The organism is Lysinibacillus sp. COL-1 (genome assembly GCF_059814265.1).
Genome location: NZ_JCAWSJ010000004.1, coordinates 1,059,238 through 1,084,883 on the forward strand (window position 1 = coordinate 1,059,238; position 25,646 = coordinate 1,084,883).

General features: G+C 38.4%; 26 protein-coding genes and 1 riboswitch. Of the genes, 12 read left to right on the plus strand and 14 right to left on the minus strand.

Features of this window, described 5'->3' with window-relative positions; translation table 11 throughout:
* Window position 1 precedes the first annotated feature (1 nt).
* Window positions 2–1,255 (plus strand): glutathionylspermidine synthase family protein, encoded by a 1,254-nt coding sequence (locus tag AC6BKE_RS13365; RefSeq protein WP_499856908.1) that lies wholly within the window; start codon window positions 2–4, stop codon window positions 1,253–1,255.
* Window positions 1,256–1,436: 181 nt separating this feature from the next.
* On the opposite strand, the gene AC6BKE_RS13370 is transcribed toward AC6BKE_RS13365, so the two are convergent.
* On the minus strand, window positions 1,437–1,910 hold the full coding sequence (locus tag AC6BKE_RS13370) for a YbaK/EbsC family protein (RefSeq protein ID WP_036127760.1): 474 nt from the start codon (window positions 1,908–1,910) through the stop codon (window positions 1,437–1,439).
* Window positions 1,911–2,160: 250 nt separating this feature from the next.
* On the opposite strand from AC6BKE_RS13370, the gene AC6BKE_RS13375 reads away from it, so the two are divergent.
* From AC6BKE_RS13375 to AC6BKE_RS13385, 3 genes are all read left to right on the plus strand, one after another.
* Window positions 2,161–3,309: a PstS family phosphate ABC transporter substrate-binding protein gene (locus tag AC6BKE_RS13375; protein ID WP_499856909.1), complete on the plus strand. Its 1,149-nt coding sequence runs from the start codon at window positions 2,161–2,163 to the stop codon at window positions 3,307–3,309.
* Between the two features lie 31 nt (window positions 3,310–3,340).
* Window positions 3,341–3,437, plus strand: a riboswitch (guanidine-I (ykkC/yxkD leader).
* Window positions 3,438–3,562: 125 nt separating this feature from the next.
* Window positions 3,563–3,904: a DMT family transporter gene (locus AC6BKE_RS13380; RefSeq protein ID WP_036127755.1), complete on the plus strand. Its 342-nt coding sequence runs from the start codon at window positions 3,563–3,565 to the stop codon at window positions 3,902–3,904.
* A complete protein-coding gene (locus tag AC6BKE_RS13385) occupies window positions 3,904–4,218 on the plus strand; it encodes a DMT family transporter (protein ID WP_036127751.1) in 315 nt (104 codons plus the stop codon). The genes AC6BKE_RS13380 and AC6BKE_RS13385 overlap by 1 nt, the downstream gene beginning before the upstream one ends.
* Before the next feature lie 46 nt (window positions 4,219–4,264).
* Here AC6BKE_RS13385 and AC6BKE_RS13390 read toward each other — a convergent pair whose 3' ends face one another.
* From AC6BKE_RS13390 to AC6BKE_RS13405, 4 genes are all read right to left on the minus strand, one after another.
* Window positions 4,265–5,149, minus strand: a complete 885-nt coding sequence (locus AC6BKE_RS13390; RefSeq protein WP_036127748.1) for a glycine betaine ABC transporter substrate-binding protein — start codon at window positions 5,147–5,149, stop codon at window positions 4,265–4,267.
* Between the two features lie 86 nt (window positions 5,150–5,235).
* Window positions 5,236–6,090, minus strand: coding sequence for an ABC transporter permease (locus tag AC6BKE_RS13395; RefSeq protein ID WP_036127746.1), 855 nt, complete (start codon window positions 6,088–6,090; stop codon window positions 5,236–5,238).
* Window positions 6,083–7,282 carry a quaternary amine ABC transporter ATP-binding protein gene (locus AC6BKE_RS13400; RefSeq protein WP_036127743.1) on the minus strand — a complete coding sequence of 400 codons (1,200 nt, stop codon included), beginning with the start codon at window positions 7,280–7,282 and terminating at the stop codon, window positions 6,083–6,085. Before AC6BKE_RS13400 ends, AC6BKE_RS13395 begins: the two co-directional genes overlap by 8 nt.
* A 158-nt stretch (window positions 7,283–7,440) precedes the next feature.
* A complete protein-coding gene (locus AC6BKE_RS13405; RefSeq protein ID WP_036127739.1) occupies window positions 7,441–8,076 on the minus strand; it encodes a GntR family transcriptional regulator in 636 nt (211 codons plus the stop codon).
* A 269-nt stretch (window positions 8,077–8,345) separates the two neighbouring features.
* On the opposite strand from AC6BKE_RS13405, the gene AC6BKE_RS13410 reads away from it, so the two are divergent.
* Genes AC6BKE_RS13410 through AC6BKE_RS13425 form a run of 4 tightly spaced genes read left to right on the plus strand, consistent with a single transcriptional unit; the run spans window position 8,346 to window position 11,867 of the window.
* Complete coding sequence (locus tag AC6BKE_RS13410) at window positions 8,346–9,074, plus strand: GTP cyclohydrolase II (protein WP_036127735.1); 729 nt, start codon at window positions 8,346–8,348, stop codon at window positions 9,072–9,074.
* Between the two features lie 18 nt (window positions 9,075–9,092).
* The gene (gene ribD / locus AC6BKE_RS13415; RefSeq protein WP_058843287.1) at window positions 9,093–10,205 is read left to right on the plus strand and encodes a bifunctional diaminohydroxyphosphoribosylaminopyrimidine deaminase/5-amino-6-(5-phosphoribosylamino)uracil reductase RibD; all 1,113 of its coding nucleotides are present in this window, start codon (window positions 9,093–9,095) and stop codon (window positions 10,203–10,205) included.
* Window positions 10,202–11,287 carry an FAD-dependent oxidoreductase gene (locus tag AC6BKE_RS13420; protein ID WP_036127728.1) on the plus strand — a complete coding sequence of 362 codons (1,086 nt, stop codon included), beginning with the start codon at window positions 10,202–10,204 and terminating at the stop codon, window positions 11,285–11,287. The genes ribD and AC6BKE_RS13420 overlap by 4 nt, the downstream gene beginning before the upstream one ends.
* 16 nt (window positions 11,288–11,303) lie before the next feature.
* Entirely contained in the window at window positions 11,304–11,867 is a 564-nt protein-coding gene (locus AC6BKE_RS13425) for a 5' nucleotidase, NT5C type (protein ID WP_036127725.1), read from the plus strand.
* 47 nt (window positions 11,868–11,914) lie between these two features.
* Here the strand turns inward: AC6BKE_RS13425 and solA are convergent, their stop codons facing one another.
* The 4 genes from solA to AC6BKE_RS13445 form a co-directional block, all read right to left on the minus strand.
* Window positions 11,915–13,030 carry an N-methyl-L-tryptophan oxidase gene (solA, locus tag AC6BKE_RS13430; protein WP_036127723.1) on the minus strand — a complete coding sequence of 372 codons (1,116 nt, stop codon included), beginning with the start codon at window positions 13,028–13,030 and terminating at the stop codon, window positions 11,915–11,917.
* 128 nt (window positions 13,031–13,158) lie between these two features.
* Complete coding sequence (locus AC6BKE_RS13435) at window positions 13,159–14,508, minus strand: uracil-xanthine permease family protein (RefSeq protein WP_036127721.1); 1,350 nt, start codon at window positions 14,506–14,508, stop codon at window positions 13,159–13,161.
* A 48-nt stretch (window positions 14,509–14,556) separates the two neighbouring features.
* Window positions 14,557–15,924: a guanine deaminase gene (guaD, locus tag AC6BKE_RS13440; protein WP_499856910.1), complete on the minus strand. Its 1,368-nt coding sequence runs from the start codon at window positions 15,922–15,924 to the stop codon at window positions 14,557–14,559.
* A 191-nt stretch (window positions 15,925–16,115) separates the two neighbouring features.
* Window positions 16,116–17,006: a LysR family transcriptional regulator gene (locus tag AC6BKE_RS13445; protein ID WP_036127713.1), complete on the minus strand. Its 891-nt coding sequence runs from the start codon at window positions 17,004–17,006 to the stop codon at window positions 16,116–16,118.
* A gap of 116 nt (window positions 17,007–17,122) precedes the next feature.
* Between AC6BKE_RS13445 and AC6BKE_RS13450 the strand changes: the two genes are divergently transcribed.
* The 3 genes from AC6BKE_RS13450 to AC6BKE_RS13460 all read left to right on the plus strand — a co-directional run bounded on the left by AC6BKE_RS13450 (window position 17,123) and on the right by AC6BKE_RS13460 (window position 19,763).
* Window positions 17,123–18,307, plus strand: coding sequence for a YbfB/YjiJ family MFS transporter (locus tag AC6BKE_RS13450; RefSeq protein ID WP_499856911.1), 1,185 nt, complete (start codon window positions 17,123–17,125; stop codon window positions 18,305–18,307).
* 185 nt (window positions 18,308–18,492) lie between these two features.
* Window positions 18,493–19,233, plus strand: coding sequence for a class I SAM-dependent methyltransferase (locus AC6BKE_RS13455; protein WP_036127705.1), 741 nt, complete (start codon window positions 18,493–18,495; stop codon window positions 19,231–19,233).
* 14 nt (window positions 19,234–19,247) lie between these two features.
* Window positions 19,248–19,763 (plus strand): DUF6886 family protein, encoded by a 516-nt coding sequence (locus AC6BKE_RS13460; protein ID WP_089932095.1) that lies wholly within the window; start codon window positions 19,248–19,250, stop codon window positions 19,761–19,763.
* A gap of 517 nt (window positions 19,764–20,280) precedes the next feature.
* Here the strand turns inward: AC6BKE_RS13460 and AC6BKE_RS13465 are convergent.
* The 5 genes from AC6BKE_RS13465 to AC6BKE_RS13485 form a co-directional block, all read right to left on the minus strand.
* Window positions 20,281–21,081, minus strand: a complete 801-nt coding sequence (locus AC6BKE_RS13465; protein WP_036127699.1) for an ABC transporter ATP-binding protein — start codon at window positions 21,079–21,081, stop codon at window positions 20,281–20,283.
* Window positions 21,081–22,112 (minus strand): FecCD family ABC transporter permease, encoded by a 1,032-nt coding sequence (locus tag AC6BKE_RS13470; RefSeq protein WP_058843291.1) that lies wholly within the window; start codon window positions 22,110–22,112, stop codon window positions 21,081–21,083. Before AC6BKE_RS13470 ends, AC6BKE_RS13465 begins: the two co-directional genes overlap by 1 nt.
* Window positions 22,109–23,143: a FecCD family ABC transporter permease gene (locus AC6BKE_RS13475; RefSeq protein WP_170829786.1), complete on the minus strand. Its 1,035-nt coding sequence runs from the start codon at window positions 23,141–23,143 to the stop codon at window positions 22,109–22,111. The genes AC6BKE_RS13470 and AC6BKE_RS13475 overlap by 4 nt, the downstream gene beginning before the upstream one ends.
* A gap of 1 nt (window position 23,144) precedes the next feature.
* The gene (locus tag AC6BKE_RS13480; protein WP_036127692.1) at window positions 23,145–24,206 is read right to left on the minus strand and encodes an iron-siderophore ABC transporter substrate-binding protein; all 1,062 of its coding nucleotides are present in this window, start codon (window positions 24,204–24,206) and stop codon (window positions 23,145–23,147) included.
* A 325-nt stretch (window positions 24,207–24,531) separates the two neighbouring features.
* Window positions 24,532–25,017 carry an NUDIX hydrolase gene (locus AC6BKE_RS13485; RefSeq protein ID WP_036127689.1) on the minus strand — a complete coding sequence of 162 codons (486 nt, stop codon included), beginning with the start codon at window positions 25,015–25,017 and terminating at the stop codon, window positions 24,532–24,534.
* Between the two features lie 129 nt (window positions 25,018–25,146).
* Between AC6BKE_RS13485 and AC6BKE_RS13490 the strand changes: the two genes are divergently transcribed.
* Window positions 25,147–25,593, plus strand: a complete 447-nt coding sequence (locus tag AC6BKE_RS13490) for a 2-thiouracil desulfurase family protein (RefSeq protein ID WP_036127686.1) — start codon at window positions 25,147–25,149, stop codon at window positions 25,591–25,593.
* Window positions 25,594–25,646 lie beyond the last annotated feature (53 nt).

A 25,646-nucleotide genomic window follows, 5' to 3' on the forward strand; every position in this document is an offset into this window, starting at 1 on the left:
CATGATGAATCATACACAACAACGGCAAGCGTTCTATTCAAAATTCTCAGACTTTTTTCCTGACTTTGAGGATTTAGAGTATGCGCTATATGATGTCTTAGAATTGCCAAAGCAGCAGATAAATCAACTTCACTACGCAACACAAATACTTTGGCGCATCTTTTTAAAAGTAGGGAAACAATTTAAGCATTTGTCGATTGATCAACTTTTAGCTTTAGGGATTCGCCCTGAAATGATACCGTATATTCAACTAGACTATTTACAACAGCAATCTGTTTTGGCGCGATTTGACTTTGTTTGTACAGAGGAGGGCCACATTAAATGTCTAGAGTTGAATGGAGAAACACCGTTCCTTGTACAAGAAACCTTCGAGATAAATGAGGCACTTTGTCAGCATCTTGGCTATAACAATCCAAATGATACAATAGCCTTACAAAAAACATTGTCAGGTGCGCTTTTTGCTGCTATGCAATATTTACATAATGTTAAAAAGCCAAAGGTTGTCATCACGGGTAAAGCAGCCAAAGAGGATTATGAGGAGTATTGCCAGGTACAGTTTATTAAGCGCTGTATTCCTTTTGATATTGAGTATGTACCTATCCAAGATCTCATCATATTTACTAGTGATACACCACATATAGTACAAGGTCTTTATACACCTGCAATGGAGAAAATCGATATATTATTTCGACCTGCACATCCTGTAGAGTTTTTAATGGATGATGTAGCATCAGATGGTGATCGCATTGGGCTGCATTTGTTAGAACTTGTCAAAAAACGACAGTTAGCTATCATTAATCCGCCTGCTGCTTATGTATTACAATCGAAAATCTTATTGTGGTTAATATGGGAGCGGAGAAACGATCCTTTACTCTTTACCGCTGAGGAACGGGTAGCTATTCAGCAATATATGCTACCAACCTATCTTTCAGCTGAGCCGTTTATTCGTAATAATCTTCCTTATGTGAAGAAGCCTGTTTATTCTCGGGAAGGAAATACAGTAGAAATTTACGCAGCAAGTGGGCAGAAAATAAATGCCTCCACATCCACACATTATGATGATAATTTGTTTATTTTCCAACAGTATGTGGAGATGCCTAGCATGACAATTCAATTAAAAGAAGGATATCAGACTAAAAAATGGCTAATAGGTTCATTTGTTGCTGACAATCGAGCATGTGGTTTAAGCTGTCGTGTCGGTAATCAAATAACAGAATGGGATTCACATTGGCTAGCTGTGGGTTATAGGGACTAACAAATCTAGTTTTGTAGAAGGAGGCTGGGACAAAAGAAAAAATGTTAGACCATTTACAAGTTTGGTCTAACATTTTTTTGCGTTATTAGAACACATATACTTTAATAAATTACAAAAATAACATTCATTTTTTGCTTTTTCTCAATAAAATGAGTTATGTCCCAGCCTCATCGTTTAGTCCTTATTCATTCCAGCCTTTACAGACATCAATCCATTCTTTATAAGGGGCATACGTTTCGAGTTCTGAAATCGTTACCTCAATGGCTGAATTGCTGCTACCACATGCAGGAAAAACAGTGGTAAAACGTCTCAAAGATTCATCTAAATAAATGGCTACACCTTCGTTCACACCAAAAGGGCAAACACCTCCGATATCATGACCAATCATCGTCTCCACATCGTCCTTGGATAACATCTTTGCCTTTGTACCAAACATTGCTTTATATTTTGCATTATCGATTTTAGCATCCCCTGCAGCAACAATTAATACCGCGCCATCATTCACAAGAAAAGATAATGATTTTGCGATGCGTTCGGGCTCACAGCCAAGGGCCTGCGCTGCTAATTCAACAGTCGCTGAGCTTTCTTCCAGCTCTTGTATTTTGTGTTCAACATGCCATTTTGCTAAATGACTACGTACTTTTTCAATCGCCATATGTACACTCCTCCTACTTTTATCAATGACGCCTCGTCATAATGGTGTCCTGATTCATTCGAGCTTGTTCTTCAAAAGCTCCTCTACCTTTAAAGAGGGACTTTTCTGTTTTTTTGTAAAAACAAAAGAAGTCGTTAAATCAAGATAAATTTAATTTTAGCATAATTTTCAGAATATATAGTTGTGAATGCTCTATCTTTCAAGTATGCTAACTATAGGGAGTGTAAAATTACACTGAAAGGGGGTTCCAATGTTAAAGTTTATACAAATCGTATCTGTGTTGATTGGTTTATCAGTAGTGACATTAATGGTTGCATTGATTATCACACTGAATGGCAGCATTCATTTGATACAGTTAGTTTGGACAGTACCTGTTTGTTTATTTGTCCTGTTTATTTGTAGTGTATTTAAATGGACCAACACCAAAAGACGAAGAGGATGGTTATTTGGAGTAATGGGTATTGCCTTATTAATAGCTTCCATCAAACCAATCCAACATTATTATAAAATGAGCATTCCTACTGTTGATGCGGAAATTGATGTATCTGCCTATCAGCCATTTACGCTGGGCAATAAAGTGATAAAGCCTGACACAAAAGCATCCTTACAATTGACCGAGTCATTACCAAGATTAGATGGTGCAACAGCCATGTATCCTTTGTATGCGGCTTTGGTAGAGGCTACTTATCCCAAAGGTGACTATCAGCCAGATACTAGTAGAGTTCAAGTAAGCCGAACACCTGAAGCCTATCAAAATTTAATAGCAGGAGATGTGGATCTTATCTTTGCAGCAGCACCGTCCACCTCACAAGAGTGGCAAGCAGAAAAGGAAGGTCTTACATTTGACATGACACCAATTGGACGTGAAGCATTTGTCTTCTTCGTGCATCATAAAAACAGTGTGGATAATGTCACGCTTGAGCAGGTGAAGAAAATATACGCTGGTGAAATAACCAATTGGCATGAGGTCGGTGGGGAGAATGAGCCAATCCGTGCTTTTCAACGCCCAGCAGATAGTGGAAGTCAAACAACATTAGAAAAATTGATGGGCAATACGCCAATTATGGCGGCGCCTTCTGAAGATATTGTGTCGGGAATGGGAGGAATCATTCGTGAAGTATCACAATATCGAAATTATAAAAACGCAATGGGCTTTACGTTTAGATATTATTCTACAGAGATGGTCGGTAATCAAAAAATCAAATTACTATCCATTGACGGGGTAGCCCCAACAAAAGAAACGATTCAAAATGATACATATCCTTTAGTTGCTGAATTTTATGCCATCACAGCCGGAACAGAAAATCAAAATACGCAGAAACTTATTGAATGGATACTTTCTGAGGAAGGGCAAGCGATGGTTGAAAGGGTCGGCTATGTACCAGTGGAAAATTATTAAAAGGTTTGCTATACTAAGAGCAATAATCGAATGAAAAGTTTTCTAGGGTTCCGTAGCTTTTGCTAGTCTGGTCCGAGAGAAAACCACAAATTAATTTTGTGACACGGAAGGATAAAAGCCTGGGAGATACTGTTTAATGACAGTTTCTTCAGGCTTTTTTGTTTGGCTAAAATCATGTTATTTGGCGAAAGCTGAGGAAGGTGCTTTATCAATCAGTTAATCGACCGTGTCTCATAAAATGGAGGGATTTAGGATGAATAAACAGTGGATCAGTGTCATTATAGCGGCTTGCTTTGAAGTAGGCTGGGTCATTGGTTTAAAGCATGCAACGAGTGTGCTGGAATGGATTGGGACAGTTATTGCTATTTTTATTAGTTTTTATTTACTCATAAAAGCGGGGGAGCATTTACCTGTTGGTACGGTATACGCTGTCTTTGTTGGATTAGGGACAGCGGGGACTGTTTGTGCAGATAGCTTGTTGTTTGGGGAGCCGTGGAAATTAGCCAAAATAATATGTATTGTTGTTTTACTTGCAGGAGTTGTGGGCTTAAAGCTTGTAACGGGAGAGCCGAAGGAACAAGAGGTGAATGAATAATGGCATGGATGGCATTAGTTATGGCAGGGTTATGTGAGATGATGGGCGTATATATGATTAGTAAATATAATAAAACAAAGACTATAAAAAATTTAGGGCTGCTGATTTTTGCATTTACCTTAAGTTTTGCGGGTCTTGCTTATGCGATGGAAACATTACCAATGGGTACTGCCTATGCTATTTGGACAGGAATTGGAGCAGCTGGGGGAGCACTACTGGGTATGTTATTTTTTAATGAATCAAAGGATTGGAGACGGATGGTTTGCATTGTACTTGTTTTAGGAGCAGCCATTATGTTGAAGCTATTGTCGTAAGAAAAAATGCACTTCCCCTTGTAAAAGTGGAAGTGCATTTTTTATATTATTTTTTTACGTCTTTTGTCCATTCTGCTACTTTATCTGGATTAGCTTCCACCCATTCTTTTGCAGCCTCTTTTGGATCTTTGCCATCCATTACTTCAAGCATGACACTTTCTAAATCCTCTGCAGTCCAGTGGAAGTTATCAAGCACCGAGTATACATCTGGTAAATCTTCTTTTAAGCCTTTACGAGCGAATGTATTAATTGTTTCTTCTCCACCATATACACCTTTTGGATCTTCTAAGTATTTAAGATCATATTTTGCAAATTTCCAGTGTGGTGACCAACCAGTTACAATGATTTCTTCTTTATTTTTTAACGCTTTTGCCAATGAAGTTGTCATGGCACCAGAAGAAGATGTAATAAAGTTCCAATCTGCTAAATTATCATATTCTCCTAAAGCTTTTTCTGTAGCAGCAGTAATACCAGCACCAGGCTCGATACCTGTAATAGTATGATCAGCTTCATTTGTTAAATCTTCAATAGAATTTACATTCATATAACTTGGGACAACTAAGCCAATTTTTGCACCAGCAAGGTTTTCGCCAAGCTCATCTAAATTAGCTTTATATTTCTCATATTGTGAGGCGTGTGTATGTGGTAACCATGCCGCTACCATTCCATCAGCCTCTCCTTTCGAAACAGCCTCCCACATAATCGCATTATCCAAAGGAGTTAATGCTACATCATAGCCTAAATCTTCGAGTACTTGCCCCACGACATTCGTTGAGGCGATTTCTGTATCCCATTCAACATAGGCTAAGTTGACCTCCTTAGAATCACTGTTTTTACCAGAGCTTGACCCTGTGTCGCCTCCACTACATGCAGCAAGCATGAGGCCTAGACCTAGAGCCATTCCTAACTTAGATAGTGTTTTCAGTTTCATCGAATCTCCCTTTCTATTCATCGTTTTGTATCAAACTGCCGACACCCATCGCTTGATGGCTGCAGGCGAGAAAGATTAACTATATTCTATAAAGCTTTCTTTTTATTGAAGCTTTGTGTTAAACGGTCAATGATAATCGCAAAAATAACTAAGCCTAAGCCTGCAACGAAGCCATTCCCAACTTGTGTACGCTGTAAGGCTGTTAATACTTCACGTCCTAGACCTGGAGCCCCAATCATAGAGGCGATAACTACCATAGAAAGTGATAGCATAACGGTTTGGTTAATTCCTGCCATAATCGTTGATTTCGCAAGAGGAATTTCTACTTTAAATAGTTTTTGACTAGCCTTACTACCATAAGAGTCTGCGGCTTCTACTAATTCCTTTGGTACCTGACGAATACCTAGGTTTGTCATACGTACAGTTGGGGGTAAAGCAAAAATAACAGAAGCAAAGACACCAGGCACAATCCCGATACCGAAGAAGGCAACTGCTGGGATTAGGTACACAAAGCCAGGCATTGTTTGCATGAAATCGAGTATTGGTTTAATAATGTTTTCAGCTATTGTTGATTTGGACATTAGAATACCAAGTGGAATACCGATGATGATGGATATAATACTTGAAAAGATTACAAGCGTGGTTGTCTCCATAAGGTGAGTCCATAATCCTTGGTTATAGATAAACAGCAAGCCTATTAATGAAAATGCGGCAAGCCCGAATTTTTTACCAGCTACAAAGAAGGCAAATATCACGACAAGTAATATAAGAATAATGGCTGGGATACTAATTAGTAAATCAGTGACCTGATTCATGAGTAGTTTTCCAAATTGTTGAATCGTGTTAAAGAACGCTGAAAAATTACTCGTCAACCAGTCCATAGCTGATTCAACCCACGTAGCTAGTGGAATTGTTGGAATATTATCTAAAAAATTATTCATGTGCTTCGGCCTCCTCATCGCTCGTTGACAGTGCTTGGATGACAACGCCTCTAATCAGAACACCCAGTAAGCGGTCATCTTTGACAACTGCAATAGGAGTAGGTGAATTATAGATCATTCCTAAAATATCCTGTAAAAGCATATCTGGCGGAACAGTTAACACCTCTGATTGCACAATAGAATGGACTGTTTGTTCGTGTTTTTTAGCTGCAGCCAGTGCATCATCAGCTGTAATAAAGCCTTTTAAATGTCTATTTTTATCAACAGCCATTAATAAACTGACAGCCTCTTGACGCATACGTTTAAGCGCTACTTTAGGACCGTCAAGGTCTACATTGACATAAACAGGACGCACCATAACGTTTTCTGCTGTTAATACTTTCGAACGGTCCACATCTTCCACGAATGTTTTGACATAGTCATTGGCTGGATTGGTTAATATTTCTTCTCCTGTACCAATCTGAATGATTGAACCATCCTTCATAATGGCGATGCGATCCCCAATACGTAATGCTTCATTTAAATCATGTGTAATGAATAAAATAGTTTTCTTCAATTTTTGTTGTAGATCAAGTAGCTCATCTTGCATTTCTTTACGGATCAATGGATCCAGTGCAGAAAAAGCTTCATCCATTAATAGTATTTCAGGATCGTTGGCAAGGGCACGTGCTAACCCAACACGCTGCTGCATACCACCTGATAATTGACTTGGGTATTGATCTTTGTATGCGAGTAATCCAGCATTTTCGAGAGCCTGTTCCGCTTTTGCTTGGCGTTCTTGCTTTGAAATACCTCGAACTTCAAGGCCATATTCGGTATTTTGAAGTAATGTGCGATGGGGGAATAAACCGAAGTTTTGAAAAACCATACTCATTTTATTTCTTCTGACAGTCCGTAGACTTTCTTTTCCCATAGTAGAAATATTTTCTCCATCGATATATATATTTCCGCTCGTTGGTTCAATAAGGCGGTTTAAGAGCCGTATAAGTGTTGATTTACCACTTCCTGACAGTCCCATGATCACGAAGATTTCTCCTTCGTTGACCGTAAAGCTTGCATCGTATACACCAACAGTCGCACCTGTTTCTTTTAAGATATCAGTTTTACTTTTTTGCTGTTTAACGAGTTCTAGTGCTTGGGGAATATGTTTACCAAACACTTTTGATACGTGTTCTATTTTAATTTTTTCCATAGAAGCACTCCTTTCGTAGATTATTACTATGTGAGGATAATGATACCCAAAAATAAACAAGTAACAACCTTACTGTAACAAAGAGTTGTTACTTTTGTCAAATCGACTAATAAGAAAAAAACCGTTTAAACGCTGTTATATCAGCGTTTAAACGGTTTTTAATTTGGATATAAAAAGCTTTGAACTCTGGCGAAGCTTTCATCATTTCCGACAAAATAAATAATGTCACCTTCCTCAAATGAGACATAAGGACCAGGGGATAGTAATAATTCATTGCCACGTCGTATACCAACAATGGTGCTTGATGTATTTTGCCAAAAATTTAAGGTTTGTACAGTTTGATGAATGCATGGACTATCAGCTGTCATTTCTAATTGATAAGGAATGAATGGATTGACCGAACGGTAATGCTCAGTGCGGCTAATGAGCTGCTTTGCCTTGTCTTGTAAATTAATTAATTCATGATGCTGCTTTTGAATACTCGTCAATAGTTCATTTTGTATTTCGTGAATGGATTGAACATCATGAAACTGTCTGACGAATTGTGCTGCTTTTTCATACGATTTAATAATTACGCCGCTACCTTTAGAAGCCTCAACAATTTCTAAGTCTTGTAACACGGCAATGGCTCTTCTCGCAGTCTCTGCTGAAACATTGTATTGACTTGCAAGAGAGGATCTTGCGTATATTTTATCGCCAATGCGGTATTTTCTTTCTACGATCTTAGAGGCAAGGTCGATGGCTATTTGTTGATATTTTGGCTGCTTTACTTGAACATTTTTTTCTAAGTTCATTTTAAACTTCCTTTCGTCATTACAGTACCACAGCTTATTATAGACTAGCCTGCACAGAAAAAATAGCACCTCCATAAGCTAGTGGTATATGATGAAAAAGTAATGCTAAAATTTTGGTATCTATCATTTATATTAAAAGAATAATAGCTGTTGTTTGACACTTTTTAGTTATTATTATAAACTAAGTTACGTTATGTAAGTGATGTAAAAATACATGTGCTCAGTTGGCGAATTCAGCCAACTGTTTCTATAGAAGGTTGGAGATTAATATGACAATTACGACTAAAGTTATGGACTTAGTGAAGGATAAAATGACAATCGTGAAGCATACAAATACAGAAAATATTTGTCTAGTTGGCCCAGTGAATTTACCTGTAAAACAAGGCGATTTTTCTGCATCATTTCAATGGTATAACTGGCTAACAGTTGATGCAAATTTAACGAAAGAGGAAATTATTGATGGTTTAGCAAATGCCAATTTAGCATTTTTGCAACAATCATCTGTGCTGGTGTATGGTGATTTTACCCATTCCGAGGATGCTTTAATCCGAATGCATAGTATTTGTCACACTGGTGACATCTTTGGCAGTCAGCGCTGTGATTGTGGCTACCAGTTGCATGAATCCATGAAAATGATCGCAGAGCACGGCTGTGGCGCTATATTTTATTTAGCCGATCATGAAGGTCGTGGCATAGGGTTATTCTCTAAATCTCTTGCTTATTTATTACAAGAGGAAGGGCTAGATACAGTAGAAGCAAATCATGCACTCGGCTTCCCAGATGATACTCGTTCATATGACGAGGCACTTGCGGTATTAGCTACTCTACGCACAAAACCTGTCACACTTATTACAAATAATCCGAAGAAATTGGCTGCTTTACAGGCTCGCGGTATGGCTGCCGAAGGGCATGTTCCATTATGGGGCGGTTTGACAGAGACAAATCGTTTTTATTTAGAAACAAAAGTTGAAAAATCTGGACATATGCGCGAAAAATAATAGGTGGAGGTTGTGATGATGGCAAATGTTGATGAAAAGTATATGCAATTAGCACTCGATTTAGCAGCGAGTGCCAAAGGAAATACGAACCCTAATCCACTTGTTGGGGCTGTGATCGTGAAGAATGGCGTAATTGTAGGCACGGGCTTACACAGAAAAGCAGGTGAACCACATGCTGAAGTGCATGCTTTTCGTATGGCTGGAGAGCATGCACAAGATGCTACATTATATGTAACGTTAGAGCCTTGTTCGCATTATGGGAAGACACCACCTTGTGCGAAGCTAGTGAAGGAATCTGGTGTAAGTCGAGTTGTGGTAGCCATGCAAGACCCAAACCCAGCTGTAGCAGGGCAAGGCATTCAATTGCTACGGGATGCGGGTATAGTAGTTGAGGTGGGAGTTTTGGAGCAACAAGCTCGCCGTGTTAATGAACGTTTCATCCACAATATGCTGACACAACGCCCATTTGTTATTTCCAAATTTGCTATGACTTTAGATGGGAAAATTGCCACACATACAGGGCATTCTAAATGGGTAACTGGCGAGGCTGCACGTGAGGATGTTCACTATATTCGCCATGAAGTAGACGGCATTTTAGTCGGTGTGGGTACAGTCATTGCTGACAATCCTACTTTAACAACAAGATTAAAAGAAGGATACGGAAAAAATCCAACACGTATTATTATGGATAGTTCTCTACGCACACCCGATTATGCAAATGTGTTAAATACGGAGGAAGCACATACGATTCTTGTATGTAGTGAGGACGTAAGCCAAGAAAAAATGAAGCGATTTACAGACAAAGGTGTGACGGTTTTACCAGTACGTAAAAATGAATATGGACTTCAGCTTGATGATATGCTTGAAAAGCTTTATACACATGGCATTACGGATATTTTGCTCGAAGGAGGAAGTAAAATAAATGCTTCTTTTTTACAGCAAGGAGCGATCGACAAATATGTGGTGTATATAGCGCCTAAAGTTCTCGGTGGGAATCTATCATTAACACCGTTTGCTGGTTATAGTCCTTCTCAAATGAATGAGGCATGGAATGTTGAATGGACTTCATTTGATAAGGTAGGCGAGGATTTGCGTATTATTGCTTATCCAAAGCAAGGTGAAGAAAAGTGAACTATCAAGCAGATGTTTGTATAGTAGGGGCAGGACCAGCTGGCGCACTGTTAGCCTACTTACTAGCCAAAAAAGGGCTAACAGTGATCCTACTTGAGCAAAACGCAGCACTTGGTCAGTCATTTCGAGGCGAGCACTTAAATGAAGAGGGCGAGGCTGTTTTAAAAAATCATCATCTTTTTGAGGCAGTTGAGTCACACGGTATATTACGAATGGAGAAGCTGGAGTATTACGCAGATGGTAACGCCTTTAAAACGATTTTTCCTGATGAAGCAGTAGGTCATTTAGGCATACATGTCCCACAAGCTCATTTATTAAAAGGAATTTTACAAAATACACGGCCGTTTCCCAACTTTACATGCTTGCTACATACAAAGGTAACAAAGCTCATCGTAGACACTTCTGGTCATTATAGAGGAGTTATAGCAATAAAAAATGGAAACACTATCAAAATTGATAGCCAATTAATTATTGGTGCAGATGGTCGCTATTCTACCATCCGTAAGGAAGCACATATTGATGTTCAGAAACAGAAACATGGCTTTGATTTACTATGGGCTAAAATTCCTGCACCTTCAAATTGGGAACCTTCTATAAAAATGGCACTAATCGATGATAAGCAGCTGTCATTGTTTACGCAAGTTGGTGGTTATATTCAAATAGGCTGGAATATCGAACAGGGTAGTTTCCCTCAGCTGCGCAAACAAGCTTTTACTCCTTTTATCCAGCAGCTTACAACACAATTTCCACTATTAGCTAATACAGTACAAGAGCATATTCAGTCTTGGAAAGACTTTGTTTTATTAGATGTTTTCAGTAGTCACTGTGACTGTTGGGGTACCCAGGGCATTGTATTGTTAGGTGATGCTGTCCATACGATGACACCAACTGGGGCATTTGGATTAAATAGTGCTCTAAAAGATGCCGATTGTTTGGCATCTTTGCTAAATAAAGACACGTTAGCACAATTTAATGTACAAGATTTTCAACAAATGCGTAAGCAAGCCATTGAGGAAGTATTAGCAAAACAAATTGAAAAAGAGCAAACATTTGCTTCTAACTTTATAAATAAGGCTTCTTGAAAGGGCGAACAACTAGATGAAATTTGGCTTTGATATAGATGACACTTTAATTGATTTACGAGCACACGCTTTTTTACTCTATAATAAAAAACTAGGTAAAAATGTTTCCTTTAAAACCTTTCAAGCCTTACAACGTGTAGAAATACATGAGCCTTTTGGTTTAACAGACGAAGAAGGTTATGCAATGTGGAATAGTACAATGGAGGAGATTTATTTTACGGACTGTCCTTCTTTTGAGGGGGCAATAAAAACGCTCCAAGCTCTAGCGGCGCAAGGGCATGATATTTACTATATTACATCTCGTCCCAAACAATACTGTACACAAACAAAAGCATGGATGGAGGCGCAAGGTTTTCCAATAACGGACGGTCATTTTTTCTGTGGAATGCAGGATGCAGAAAAAGTCAATATTATAAAAGAGCTTGCGTTAGATGTTTATGTAGATGATAAACCAACAGTGCTGGAAACACTTCATGATGTGACAACTAAGGTGATTTTAAAAAATCAATCCTATAACCAGCATGTGAATCTTCCACGTTTATATGATTGGCAAGAGTTTCAAGTGCTGATACAAAAATAAAAGATTGGTACAACGATTATGCGTTCGTTGTACCAATCTTTATTTTTTTAAAATCGATTCAACTTAAAGGTTGATAAATCCTGTTTACTTTTGCCATCTACAATTAATTCCGCTAGTACTTCCCCTACAGCGCTACTAAATTTAAAGCCATGGCCCGAAAAACCTGCAGCAATAATAATATTTTGATGTTTAGGCAAAAAGTCAATTATAAAATCTTCATCAGGAGTCATCGAATACTTGCATGTTTTGCCGTATTTTATTGCACCATGCTTGGGCATAAACTGATGAATGAAATTTTGTAAATCAACAAGATCTGCATCATCAAATGGGCGCAAAGGAGTATTTGGATTGATCACTTCGCCACCATCATGTCGCCCAAGTTTTAATCCTGCTCCATCAATACTAGGAAAGCCGTAGTAGGTTGAATCTGCAAATTCAAAGCAATAGGCTGGGAAATTTTCATCACGATAAAGCTCCTCATCTGCCTCAAACCATGCAAACGTTTTACGTGTTGGGGTAACTGGGATGGTTACGCCCATCGTTTGTAGTAACTCGGTTGCCCATGCACCAGCCGTCACTATTAAGTGCTTTGCTTTGTAAAGGTTATGTACAGTTTGCACCTGTACAATTTCTCCAGCTTGAATAGCAAGTACTTTTTCATTCGTCTGTAAGCTTGCACCAGCCTCTAACGCCAATTTTTGATATGCTCGAATACATGCTTCTACCCGAAGGACGCCTGCTGTCGGCTCAAAGCAAGCCACTAAATCTTCTGGCAAGAATAGCCCTGGCCATTTGTTCATCGCTTCCGCTGCTGAATAATGTTCGAGTGCTAAATCATAGAGTGCTGAGCTTGCCTTGACATTCTGAATAAAGTCACAGGTTGGTTCTCCAATATTGACTACGCCAGTTTGTAAAAATAAGTTCTCATTGGCTAAAGACTCTAGCTCTTGCCAAAGCTCACCAGCTCTTTTTACAAAAGGTACATAGCTAGCCCCTTCACCATAAGCAAAGCGAATGATTCTTGTATCTCCATGATGACTACCTTCTTCATGCGGGGGAGTAAAGGCATCTAGCATAAGAACTTTGTTACCTTTCTTTGCTAAATAATAACCAGCCGCCATCCCCATGGAGCCAGCACCAACTATTATGACATCATATACCATTCTGAATCCCTACTTTTTTGCTCTAGTATAACAGATTAGCAGGGAAGGAAACAGAAATTTTAGAAAATAAATAGGCACAACACCTGCAATCCAAATGGACTAGAGGTGCTATGCATTGTAGATACTTGCTATTTTGAGCTTGGTAGAATTTTATTAAGGAAAATCGCTACTAGCGCAGCGGTTGCGATAGGCGATCCAAATAAATATTGAACGGTTGTAGGTAGTGAATAAAGGAAATCATCAGGCAATAATGTCAGAGCTAACGTTAAAATGACAGGAATCGCAATGACATACATTTCCTTTTCGCCAATATGTTCATTTTTCATCACCTGTAATCCGCTGATGGCAATAATGCCACAGACGATGACAAATACACCACCAATGACTGCTGAAGGAATGGCTGAAATAAGTGCCGCTAATTTACCAGAGAAGCCGAAGATGATAAACCAAATACCTGCTGCTATAAATACTCGACGGCTCGCAATCCCTGTAATTGAGATAACACCTGCATTTGTAGAGTAACCCGTCACAGGTGTAGAGCCTAGTAATGAAGCAATAAAACAGCCAATGCCTTCACCAATAACGCCTCGATTAATTTGTTGATCTGTTAATGGTTTGTCGATGACATTGCTAATGGCAAACCATGTTCCTGTTGTTTCCGCCATTAAGACAATATAAATAATGACCATTGTGATAATGGCTGAGATATTAAAGCTAAAGCCGAAATCTGCAAATGGAATTTGCGGCATACTAAACCATTTTGCTTGTGATACAGGAGATAAATCTAAAACACCCATCCTATTTGCCGCAATACTGCCGCCGATTAAGGCAATGATGACAGATGCAATACGGAATAGACGCCCTTTTTGGTGGAAGACTGTCCCTAACATGACACAAATGATTAATACAATGGCTGAAATCAAAGCTAAATAGATGTTCTGATTAATGGATGCACCTGCTCCATTAAAAATATTATCACTTAAACCGACAGGCATTAAGGAAAGACCGACAACAAAGATAATCGTACCGCCAACAATCGGTGGAATAAATGTTTGAACAATTTTATTGAAAATGCCTGTATAGCCTAAAATAATGACGCAAATAGCACCGATTAAGCTGGCACCTAGCACAGTGCTCCAGCCTAAATCACCACTGCCACTTGCCGCATAGATTCCAACAATAGCCCCTAGTGGAACATAGGAAGGGCCTTGTGCCATCGGTAATTTCATACAAAAATGGGTTTGTACAATAGTCGCAATTCCTGCCGCAATAAAGGTGGATTGAATTAATGCACCTGCCTGCCCTGTTTGTAGACCAATGAGCATGGCAATTAAAAATGGCACAACGTAAACATCCATGGCCATGACATGCTGTAAACCTAATAGAGCTGATTGGCTGAACGAGATTTTTTCATCTGGTAATACGGTTAATTGTGTTTTTCTTGTTTCGTTTGTTCGTTTACTATGTTGCGTTTTCACGAAGTTGTACACCTCAAAATGATAGATTTTTAATGAATAAGAGAATGACTAGTCTCTCGTATGAACTTTACTTCCTTGCACCCATACCTCACGGATATTTTCTGGGCGTACAAGATACATTATTTTTTGGAATATATCGAGTAAATCTTCCTTTTGATCAAAAATTGGAAGCTTAGCAGTAGGGATTTTTGTATCTATAATTTGTACATCCCATGTATAGTTTTCTTGTAAACGCCCAATTGGAAGGCTTAAGCTTTCACCACCACCAGCAGTGGCTAGATAGAAGGCTTCATTAATGGTAATACGTGAATTTGGCACACCTCGTTTTTCAGCTGCAAGGGTTGTATCGACACCATCCTCTAACATTCTTGATGACATAACAGCTTGTCTTGCATTATCAAAAAGACTTGGAGAAAATCCCCCTGAAACATCTGAGCCTAATCCAATATCAATGCCCATTGCATGGAAGCGGGCGATTGGAATCACACTGTTAGCAAAATAGGCATTAGAGATTGGACAATGACCAATGGCAGTGCCTGTTTCAGCAAATAATTGAGCATCATCATCACTTAAAAAGTTACAATGAGCCATAACCGATTTATCACCTAATAAACCAAAATCATGTAAGGCTACTGCATCATTCTTATTAAATCTCTCTTTGACATAACCATGCTCCCAGTCACTTTCGCTACAGTGAGATTGAATATGAGTATCATATTTCGCTGCTAAATCACCTAAGCCCATTAAGGCATCATCTGTACAACTTGGAATAAAGCGAGGTGTGACCACGGGGTAAACACCTTGTTTAGTTGTTTTCGCTAATTCTTTTACCGCTAAAATAAACTCTTCTGTATCAGCTAATGCGGTTTGTGTGTTTGCATCTCGATAAAAATCGGGATTTTGCTCAGGATCATCCATGACCACTTTTCCGACAAGGCCACGTTGGCCCTTTTCAGCACAGATTTTAGCTAACAGTATGCTAGCTTCTTTATGAACTGTCGCAAAATATAAGGATGTTGTTGTGCCATTGGCAAGCAGCGTGCTCACTAAATCCTCGTAAACCTCTTGTGCAAACGTTAAATCCGAAAATTTTGATTCGATTGGGAACGTATAGGTGTTTAGCCAGTCATAAAGTGGAATGTCTAAGGCTGTACCCGATTGTGCCCATTGTGGTGCATGAACGTGCAAGTCAACAAATCCTGGTAAGAAATATTGACCTTCAGCTAATGGATGGAAATTAGGTTGATGTTGATATGTAGTTAATAGTTGTTGGTAATCAGTACGTTCTGGACCGACTGCTTTATCAATCATGCCGTCAGCATTTATGAAAAACAAATAATCTTTTAAAATTTGAACTTCAGTAGCAGATTTACTAGTAAAAGCTGTCCCTTTGAAAATATACGTATATTCAGTCATAAAAACCACCTTAATGTTCGTTTATCGATAATAACACGGATTATTATAGGCTATACAAACGATGAAGTCTATAAAAAAACGAATATTAATGAGTTTGTGAAAGAAAAAAAGAAGCTGTCCAACTACATTTTTACAGCTTTGACAAGCATTGATGGATGAGAAGAAGGCACATGTTTTAGCGTGCCTTCTTTTTATAGAATGGATTCATTGATGATATGAAGAAAGTTATGAAAGGAGGGGGAATGGTGCTGTTCATTTTTTCGTGTACAAAGATAGATAGGACGTTGAATATCAATATCCTTAATAAAAACACGGGCAACTTGTTGCTGCTGGATAAAGCTAGAAGCTGCTATGGACGGAGCTAGCATTGTTCCGAAACCTGCTGCAATAGCATGGATCGATTCATTAATTCCATCTAGTTGCAGTCCTACTTTCGGTGGGGGAATTTTATGCACTTTACATAAAGCATTTAAATATTCTTTTGTGGAACTCCCGTCTTCCCTTGTCACAAAGGGCTGTTCCATAAGTTCTGCGAGGGAAATCGTTTGACCTGCTAATGGATGACTGTATGGCACGATAAACCAATAATCTAAATTCATCAGAAATTGATAATTAATATCAGGATGATGGCCATCTTCTTTAACGATAAAGGCTAAGTCAGCTTTATAATGCAATAATTCCTCAATGACTTGCTGTGAATTAGCCGTTTTTAAATGGAGATTTGTTGCTGGATAAATTTGTTTAAAATGAGCCAACCATTTGGGCAGTAAAAAATGGGAAGGCACATGCGTCGAGGCAATTTGTAATTCCTCATTGCCTGTATATTTCAGTTGTTCAATTTTATATTCAATATCGATTTCTAAATCAAATAATCGCTGTGCCTGTTTATATAAAAACGTACCATTTGGTGTTAATGCAATGCCTCTCCCTTTGGATTCTATCAGGGTCAAACCTAGCTCTTTTTCTAAATTTCGTATTTGAATGGTGACAGCAGGCTGACTAATCATAAGCGTTTGTGCCGCTTTGGAAACACTATTGTGCTCAGCCACCTTTGTAAATAGCCGTAAAGCGTGTAAATTCATATGCAAGCACCTCTCATTAATTTTTTTTATGATTTTATATACATTATATATTAGATTTATTAATTTACGCTCTGTATCCTTATAATTACAGTAGGAAAAAGGGGAGGGGGATAAAAATGACTCGACAGCATATGGGGGTTGTCTTTGGAGGAATTTTATTACTAGTTGTCGCAATGGGAATTAGTCGATTTGCATTTACACCGATTTTGCCATTTATGCGTCATGATGTAGGATTTTCGTTAGAGGTGGCTGGATTTTTGGCTTCAAGCAATTATATTGGCTATTTCATTGGCGCATTATGGGCAGGATTTATTCATCGTCGACGTAAAAATATTTTATTGGCAAGTGTCGTTTTCAATGTTCTATCGGTGGGATTAATGGGCTTGCTAGAGGTGTATTCTGTATGGCTAGTTCTACGTTTAATCGCAGGCATTACAGGTGGGCTTATTTTTGTTTTAACGTCTAGCATTATGATGGATTATTTGGCGAGACATTCATTATCGCGATGGTCTGGCTATGTATTTAGTGGCATTGGTTTGGGAATTGCTATTTCTGGCTTATGTGTTCCTGCAATAGAAGCGAAATTTGCTTGGGAGGGAACATGGCTAGGTTTAGGTATGCTATCAGCTATCTTTTTACTCATTACCTTTATTCTGTGGAGAAATTTAGAGGTTCAAGACAGCATAAAAGTGATGAAAACGCTCGATACCAAAATGACAAGAGGCTTTATGCCATGGCTGATTCTATCCTATGGCTTAGAGGGATTAGGCTATATTATTACAGGTACTTTTTTGGTTGATATTATTCATAATTTCCCTTCTCTCCAAGCTTACTCCTCTTACAGCTGGGTTATTGTGGGACTTGCAGCTATTCCATCAGCACCTGTTTGGACGGTCTTATTGGAGAAGTTTTCAGCGATAAAAATTTTGTTTGTGGCATACATACTTCAAGTGATTGGCATCCTATTACCCGTATTTTCACAAACTGTATGGAGCGTATTGTTAGCATCATTTTTATTTGGTCTGACCTTTGTAGGAATTGTCACGTTAACTACTTCCTATGCACGACAGCTTTTCCCGACACAGAGCGGTTTTGTTGTATCTTTATTAACAACCTTTTATGCTTTTGGACAAATTATCGGACCGATCGTCGCAGGAAAGCTGGTTGAAGTTTATAGTAGCTATAAAGCAGCACTTGTATTTGCTGGTGTCATCGTGTTTCTTGCATTGCTCGTTATGGTAATTGGTAGATGGCTAACTGTAAAAAAAGAAGCTGTTGCAGAACATACAATTTCTATATAGCGCATAAAAGCCAGAAATCCTATTTGGATTTCTGGCTTTATCATTTACTTAAAGAAGCCGTGCCTCTATCTACATGATATTAAAAAATATAATAAAAGTCTATATATTTTTTTCTTTATATGGAAAAATAGATAAGTGCACAAAGGACGTAACGTTACGATTCTACATTGAAATGGGGACTTTATATGAACACAGAACAAGCTATTCAACGTTGGAATCAATATGCAGAGCGGTATACAGCTACCTACGATGAGCAGGGTGACAATCATCGTGTAGTACTGTTAAATCCCACCATCTTTTCTTTACTGGAAGGGCTAGATGGAAAGCATGTATTAGATGCAGGATGTGGAGAAGGATATTTAAGTAGGTTACTAGCGAAGAAAGGGGCAAGCGTAACGGCTGTTGATTTTTCACAAAAAATGCTGGATATTGCTATGGAAAGAACACAACAGCAGGAAGCTATTCAATTTTTACACGGGAACTGTGAAAATTTAGCGTTTCTAGCAGATGAGCAATTTGATGGTATTGTGTCAAATATGGTTCTTCAAGATTTAGAGGACTACAAGGCTGCATTGCATGAAATGTATCGTCTTTTGAAACCTAATAGCATTTTTATTTTTTCAATTCTGCATCCATGTTTTGTGACACCAAATAGTGGATGGATAAGACATGAGCAGCTAGATCAACAGTATTGGAAAATCCAGCGTTATTTTTATGAAGGGGTTTACCAACAACTAGATGCTGACCCCTCAATTGTGCTGTATCACCGTACATTAACAAGCTATGTGCAAGCCATTATTCAAAGTGGCTTTACCATTGAAGCTATTGTAGAGCCAAAGCCATCACAAGACATGCTAGAGAAGTATCCTCAATTTGAGGAAGATTTGCATTGTGCAGATTTTATCGTCTTTAAACTTAGAAAATAAAGGAGAGTGAATCCATGCGTTTATTTCATGTCAGTGAGAACCCTACTATTACGATGTTTCATCCTCGACTACCTGAGCGAGCAGATTTAGATGCAACCAAAGGGCTTGTATGGGCCATCAATGAGAGATGCTTGCCAAATTATTTAACGCCGAGAGATTGTCCTCGTGTTTGCTTTCATGCAGGGGTACAAACAACAGAGCAAGATAGAGGGCATTATTTAGCACAAGCTTCTCATGTAGTGGTCATTGAAAACAAATGGTTTGAAGTATTGAAGAATACGAGACTTTACCTATATGAGTTTGATAGTAATGGATTCTCATTACTGGATGATAATGCAGGTTATTATACAAGTGAATTAATACAAATGCCCATTAATGTCTCTGAGGTTAACGATATAGCTAAAGCATTATTGGAACGGAATGTTGAATTGCGAATAGTGGATCGCTTGTGGGATATCCATGACGAAATCCAGTATACAAGCTTAAATTGGTCGATGTGCAGGATGCGCTTTGCACAGCCAAGACACTAAAGAACAAGCCTCGTCATGCTGCTAGTGCATGGACGAGGCTTGTTTGTCTATTAATTAGATAAAGGTATACAGCTAATTACGAGAAGCAGGGTGATATTCATTGAATCCTACCATCTATTCTTTGGTGGAAGAGCCAGATGGAAAGCATGTATTAGATGCAGGATGTGGAGAAAGATATTTAAAGTACTACTCTAACAAATTTTCAATCTCGTCTTCCAGTACGATCAAAATGAGGTAGTTTTAAAGGGTTTAGGTATATCGTTCAAAGTGGTGTTCACTACTGAATGAAAAAGGAAAAGATACTTTTGCAGAATGGTTGATTGAAGTGGAATCAGCACCACTCCTAGGGGATTTAGCGTCACAGATGAGACACTAGAGCGAACCCAGTGAGTGAAGCCGCTCAACGGACGTCCCCCTGGAAAGGATGCTGGCGGAACGGAAATTAACTCCTCGCCTTGCTAAAAGGTCTTTTTCTGCTAGTAACATGATCCTTTTTCAACACACATTCCCTTTATAACTAGACAGCATGATAACGACCAACAGGAACAATTAAAGGTGTTTTAGAAACAGGGTCTTCAATAACCATGCTATCTAAGTCAAATGTATCTTTAATTAACTCACTTGTCACAATATCTTTTGGCGAACCTTCTGCAAGTAAACGACCATTTTTTAATGCGAATAAGTAGTCCGCATAGCGGGCAGAAAGATTAATGTCATGTAATACCATGACAATGGTTGTACCATATTTTTTATTTAAATCTGTTAGTAAATCTAAAATTTCAACTTGATATGTAATATCTAAAAATGTAGTTGGCTCATCTAAAAATAAAATATCAGTTTGTTGCGCTAATGCCATAGCAATCCACACACGTTGACGCTGACCACCTGAAAGTTCATCGATATTGCGGTCAGCAAACTCTGTAATGTTCATCATTTCAAGAGCTTCTGCAACTGCCTCATAATCTTGTTTGGACCAACCTTTAAATAATGTTTGATGAGGAAATCGACCACGGCCAACTAAATCAGCAACTGTAATTCCTTCAGGAACGATAGGGGACTGAGGTAAAAGTCCTAACACACGAGCTAATTGTTTTGGTGGCATTTGATGAATGGATTTGCCATCTAGCATGGCATGACCACCGGTTGGCTTAATCAGTCGTGCCATTGTTTTTAATAATGTAGATTTTCCGCAACCATTCGCACCAATAATAATGCTAATTTTATTACTTGGAATAGCAATGCTGACATTTTCTAAAATCGTCTTTTGCTCGTAACCAGATGTTATATGTTCAGCCTGAAGCGTATGTGTTGGTTTCATCATATATCTCCCTTTCGATTGATTCGAATTAACAAGTAAATTAAGTAAGGTGCACCAATGATTCCTGTAATAACACCTACTGGATATCTAGCTGTAAATGCGAATTGACCAATTAAATCAGCAGCCAATACTAAAATAACACCAATTAGACCAGCTGGAAGTATATTTGAAAACCCGACACCAACTAATTTTTTGGCAATTGGTCCAGCAAGGAATGCAACAAAGGCAATCGGTCCTGTAGTTGCTGTAGCAAGTGCAATGATTAATACAGAACAAAGCATTAAAATGATTCTTGTTTTGTTTGTGTCTACACCTAGAGAGGTGGATGTTTGTTCACCAAGCTCAAGCATTTCTAAATGCTTCCCGAAAAATAACAGTACAGGTGTAAATACAATGACGATCATCATTAATGGATAGAGTGACTCCATTTTCGCACCATTTAAGCTCCCACTCAACCATCTCATGGCACTTGGAATATCATGTGTATTGCCAATTAGCATTAAATAAGAGATGAATGCATTTAGCATTGCTTGAATACCAATCCCGATTAATATTAATTTGCCAATTGAAAAAGAAGAGCCTCTTGATAAAGCATAAATAATTAGGACAGTAGCTAAACCGCCAATAATTGAAGCGATGGATACAACGATATTACTTGCTTGCAGGACAATAATACAAAATACAGCAGCAGCACTTGAACCAGCTGTAATACCAATAACATTTGGATTTGCTAAAGGATTGCGCAACATAGTTTGGAAAATATAACCTCCAACACCAAATGCAAAGCCAGCAAATGTACCAGCTAACATGCGTGGTAATCGAATTGTGCCTACAGCGAAAGAGGCACCTTGTACATGTTGGCCAAGGAGAACACGGATAACATCTTCAACAGGATAAATCGTGTTACCAAGCATTAGCATTGTGCAACACAGTATTATGGAAATAACAGTCAGTACAGAAGTTATTATGACAAAGCGTCTTTTTCTTCGTTGTCTGCCTTTCATTATGGATATCAATGTTTCATTCATCATAACGCACGCATTTTCGCTTTCATCGTAATTAAAATCAAGATAGGGGCACCAATAAAGGCTGTTAAAATACCCACCTCTAGCTCACCAGGACTGCCGAGAAGTCGACCACAAACATCTGAAAACGTTAAAATAATTGCTCCTGTTAAGGCAGACATAGGAAGGATAAAGCGTATATCAGGTCCTATAATAAGGCGGACAACATGAGTTGCTAATAAACCGATAAAACCAATAGGTCCTGCTAGAGCGGTAGCAGCCCCACATAAAAGAACTCCACCTAGTGCTGCAAACATACGTAGTGTACCAGTACGAACACCTAAACCAGTTGCCACTTCATCCCCGAGTGCTAAAGCATTTAGTGCTGGAGCAGTGAAGAGGGCAATCAATAGGCCTACAACTAAAAATGGAATAAATAGCTGAATAGCGTCCCAGCTTCCAGCTCCTACACTACCAACTTGCCAAAATCGAAATTGATCCATTACATTTGTACGCGGAATCATAACCGCAACGACTAATGAAGATAAAATGGCACTTGTAGCAGCCCCTGCAAGTACAAGCTTTAATGGTGTAGCACCACTTGCACCCATAGAGCCTATTCCAAATACAAAAATAGCAGTGATAATGGCACCCGCTATTGCTAACCATATATATTGATTGGCTGAACTAATGTTTAAAAAGGCGATACCACAAACGACAAAAAGTGATGCCCCTGTGTTTACCCCCAAAATACTTGGATCTGCAATTGGATTACGTGTAACGGCTTGCATTAGTGCCCCAGAAACGCCTAATGCCGCACCACACAGTAAACTAAAAATTGTTCGGACGATTCGTTTTCGAACAACAACGGCTTCATGTGACTGAACATCAGGATGGAACAAGCCATCCATTAGTCCAGTCCAGCCAATTGTACGAGAACCGAATAGTAGCGAAGCAATTACACATAACGCAAGAAAAATGATAAGAAAAAGCAAAACTTTAGCGAAATTTTTAGGGATAAATAACTGCTTCTGTTCGGTAGCTTGTATCTTATTCATATTACTTTATATTTTTTGCTACGTCTGAGATTAATGATAAATAGTCATCAATTGTATAGGCAATTGATAGTGGGCTAGGGGTACCAGCAGCTGCAAGTGGCGTATTATCACCAATAACAACAACATTCCCATTTTGAATAGCAGGTACTTTCCCTAAAATTGGGTCAGCTTGTAATGCTGGTAAAGTTGTTTCATCTCCGTAAGCAATAAAGATTTCTACATCAGCTAAAGCATCTGCATTTTCAGCGCTTAATTCAATATAGAAGCTGCTATCATCCGAAATTTGTTTTGTAACGCTTTCAGGATATTCCATACCTAATTCCATTAAGAATTCACCGCGTGGATCTGCAGGTGTATAAACATAGAATTTTGATAAATCTGTTGGAGTAAACATAGCGAATGCAGCTTTTTTACCTTTAATAGCAGCATGTTCATTCACTTTATCTTGGATCAATTTTTCAGTGTCTTTGATTAATTGTTGACCTTGTGCTTCCATACCCATACCTTGAGCGTTTAATGTAACTTGGTCACGCCAAGAAGTTACCCAAGGAGTTTCTTTATAGGCTACAACAGGTGCGATTTGACTTAATGTCTCATACTCTTCTTGCGTAATACCAGAGTATGCAGCAAGAATGACATCTGGGTTAGAGTCAGCAATGGCTTCGAAGTCTAAACCGTCAGTATCTTGATAAATATTCGGATTTTCTTCACCAAGCTCTTTTAATTTTTCAGCAGTCCAAGGAAGCATACCACTACCATCTTGTACACCATAGTTAGCTGCAGAGAAACCAACTGGCACTACACCAAGTGATAGTGCAACGTCATGGTTAGACCAAGCAATTGTTGCTACACGCTCAGGCTTTTTCTCAATAACAGTTTCACCAAAAGCGTGTTTAATTGTAATCGGATATTGCTGTTCATCAGTAGTTTCTGATGTATTGTCTTTTGTTTGTTCTTCTTTTTTAGCAGTGTCTTTATTAGATGAATCAGAACATGCTGCTAAAGCTAAAACCATTAATGATAAAAGCATTACTATGAACATAGAATTTTTAATTTTTGACATTTTTTTTACCTCACTTTATTTTAAAAAATGATAATGATAATCCTTATCATTCAGAGAAAAATATTACGCTAATTTCAGTAAAAGTCAACAAATATTTTTGCATTTTTGATGTTTTTTTGCTTTATCACAATTATACGATATTCGGTATAAAAACTGAGCTAGAAAAAAGCGGAAATGCCCCGCACTTCTTGGTTGAGAATTCTTAAACTATTATCCTTAATTACACATCCCTAAATTGGTATATGTAACGAATTTTTCCTAGAAGAGACGTTTAGAAAGCAAGCCCCGTCCTACACTTATTGCATGGACTAGGCTTCCTTGTCTATTAGACTGTAGATGTTTGTTCGATTGGTGTGGAAGAAATATGAACTAATTGTTTGTCTTGATAAGTGAAGATGTAATCATAATTAGTTGCCTCATTGAGCATTGTTGGTAAATAATGTTTTAAATCTGCAATGCCAACATTTTCAGGGTGGAAAATCCAAGTAAGGTCCTTCCAATCAAGAATACCCTCTGCAACTTTTATAGGTGTTATATATGTAAAAGATTCAGGTAGTTCTGCTATAAAAGCATACATACAGCCATAGTTAACAACACCATCTGTCCATGTGATTTTTCCTTTATAAGTAATTTCTTCAACCGTAATACCTGTTTCTTCTTTAATTTCTCGTATAGCACCTGCTAATGGCGTTTCGTCCTGTTCAATTTTACCACCTACACCATTCCAGGCTCCCATCCATGCTGGGTAATTTCTATTCAATAAAAGAATTTGTTCACCCTTCTTTAGAAAACAAATTGTAAATTCAGCCAAAATTGTTTCTCCTTTTCTATTTAGTCGTTACTAAAAATATTGTATCAAAGAAATCATTCTATCACGTCAAAATTGCATCCTGTATGCGTGTTATAGTTAATAAAGATAGTTGAAGGAGTGAGAATCACTGTGATATTAATAAGTGCTTGTTTAGCAGGGTTAAGTGTTCGTTATAATGGCACCAACAGTTTAGATGAAAAAATACAAAGGCTTATGTTAGAAAATAAAGCGATTACTGTTTGCCCAGAGCTGATGGGCGGTTTTTCAACCCCTCGGGAGCCTGCTGAAATTGTGGGAGGCAATGGAGGGGATGTACTTGATGGCAAAGCAACCGTTATTGAAAGGACTGGGCGTGATGTCACAGAGCTGTATTTAAAAGGAGCCTATGCGACTTTACAAAAAGCACTTGAAGTAGACGCCTCTCTGGTCGTTTTAAAGGAGTATAGTCCATCTTGTGGTAGTGCAATGATTTATAATGGGGCGTTCAATGGTACTAAATTATTGGGTGAAGGGGTAACTACAGCATTACTACGAAGGTATGGGATTGAGGTTCTATTAGAAGAGCAATTTTTATGAAAGGTCGGTTTTAACGAGAGAGTAACCTTTGTCAGTTAGAAACGTCTGAACTG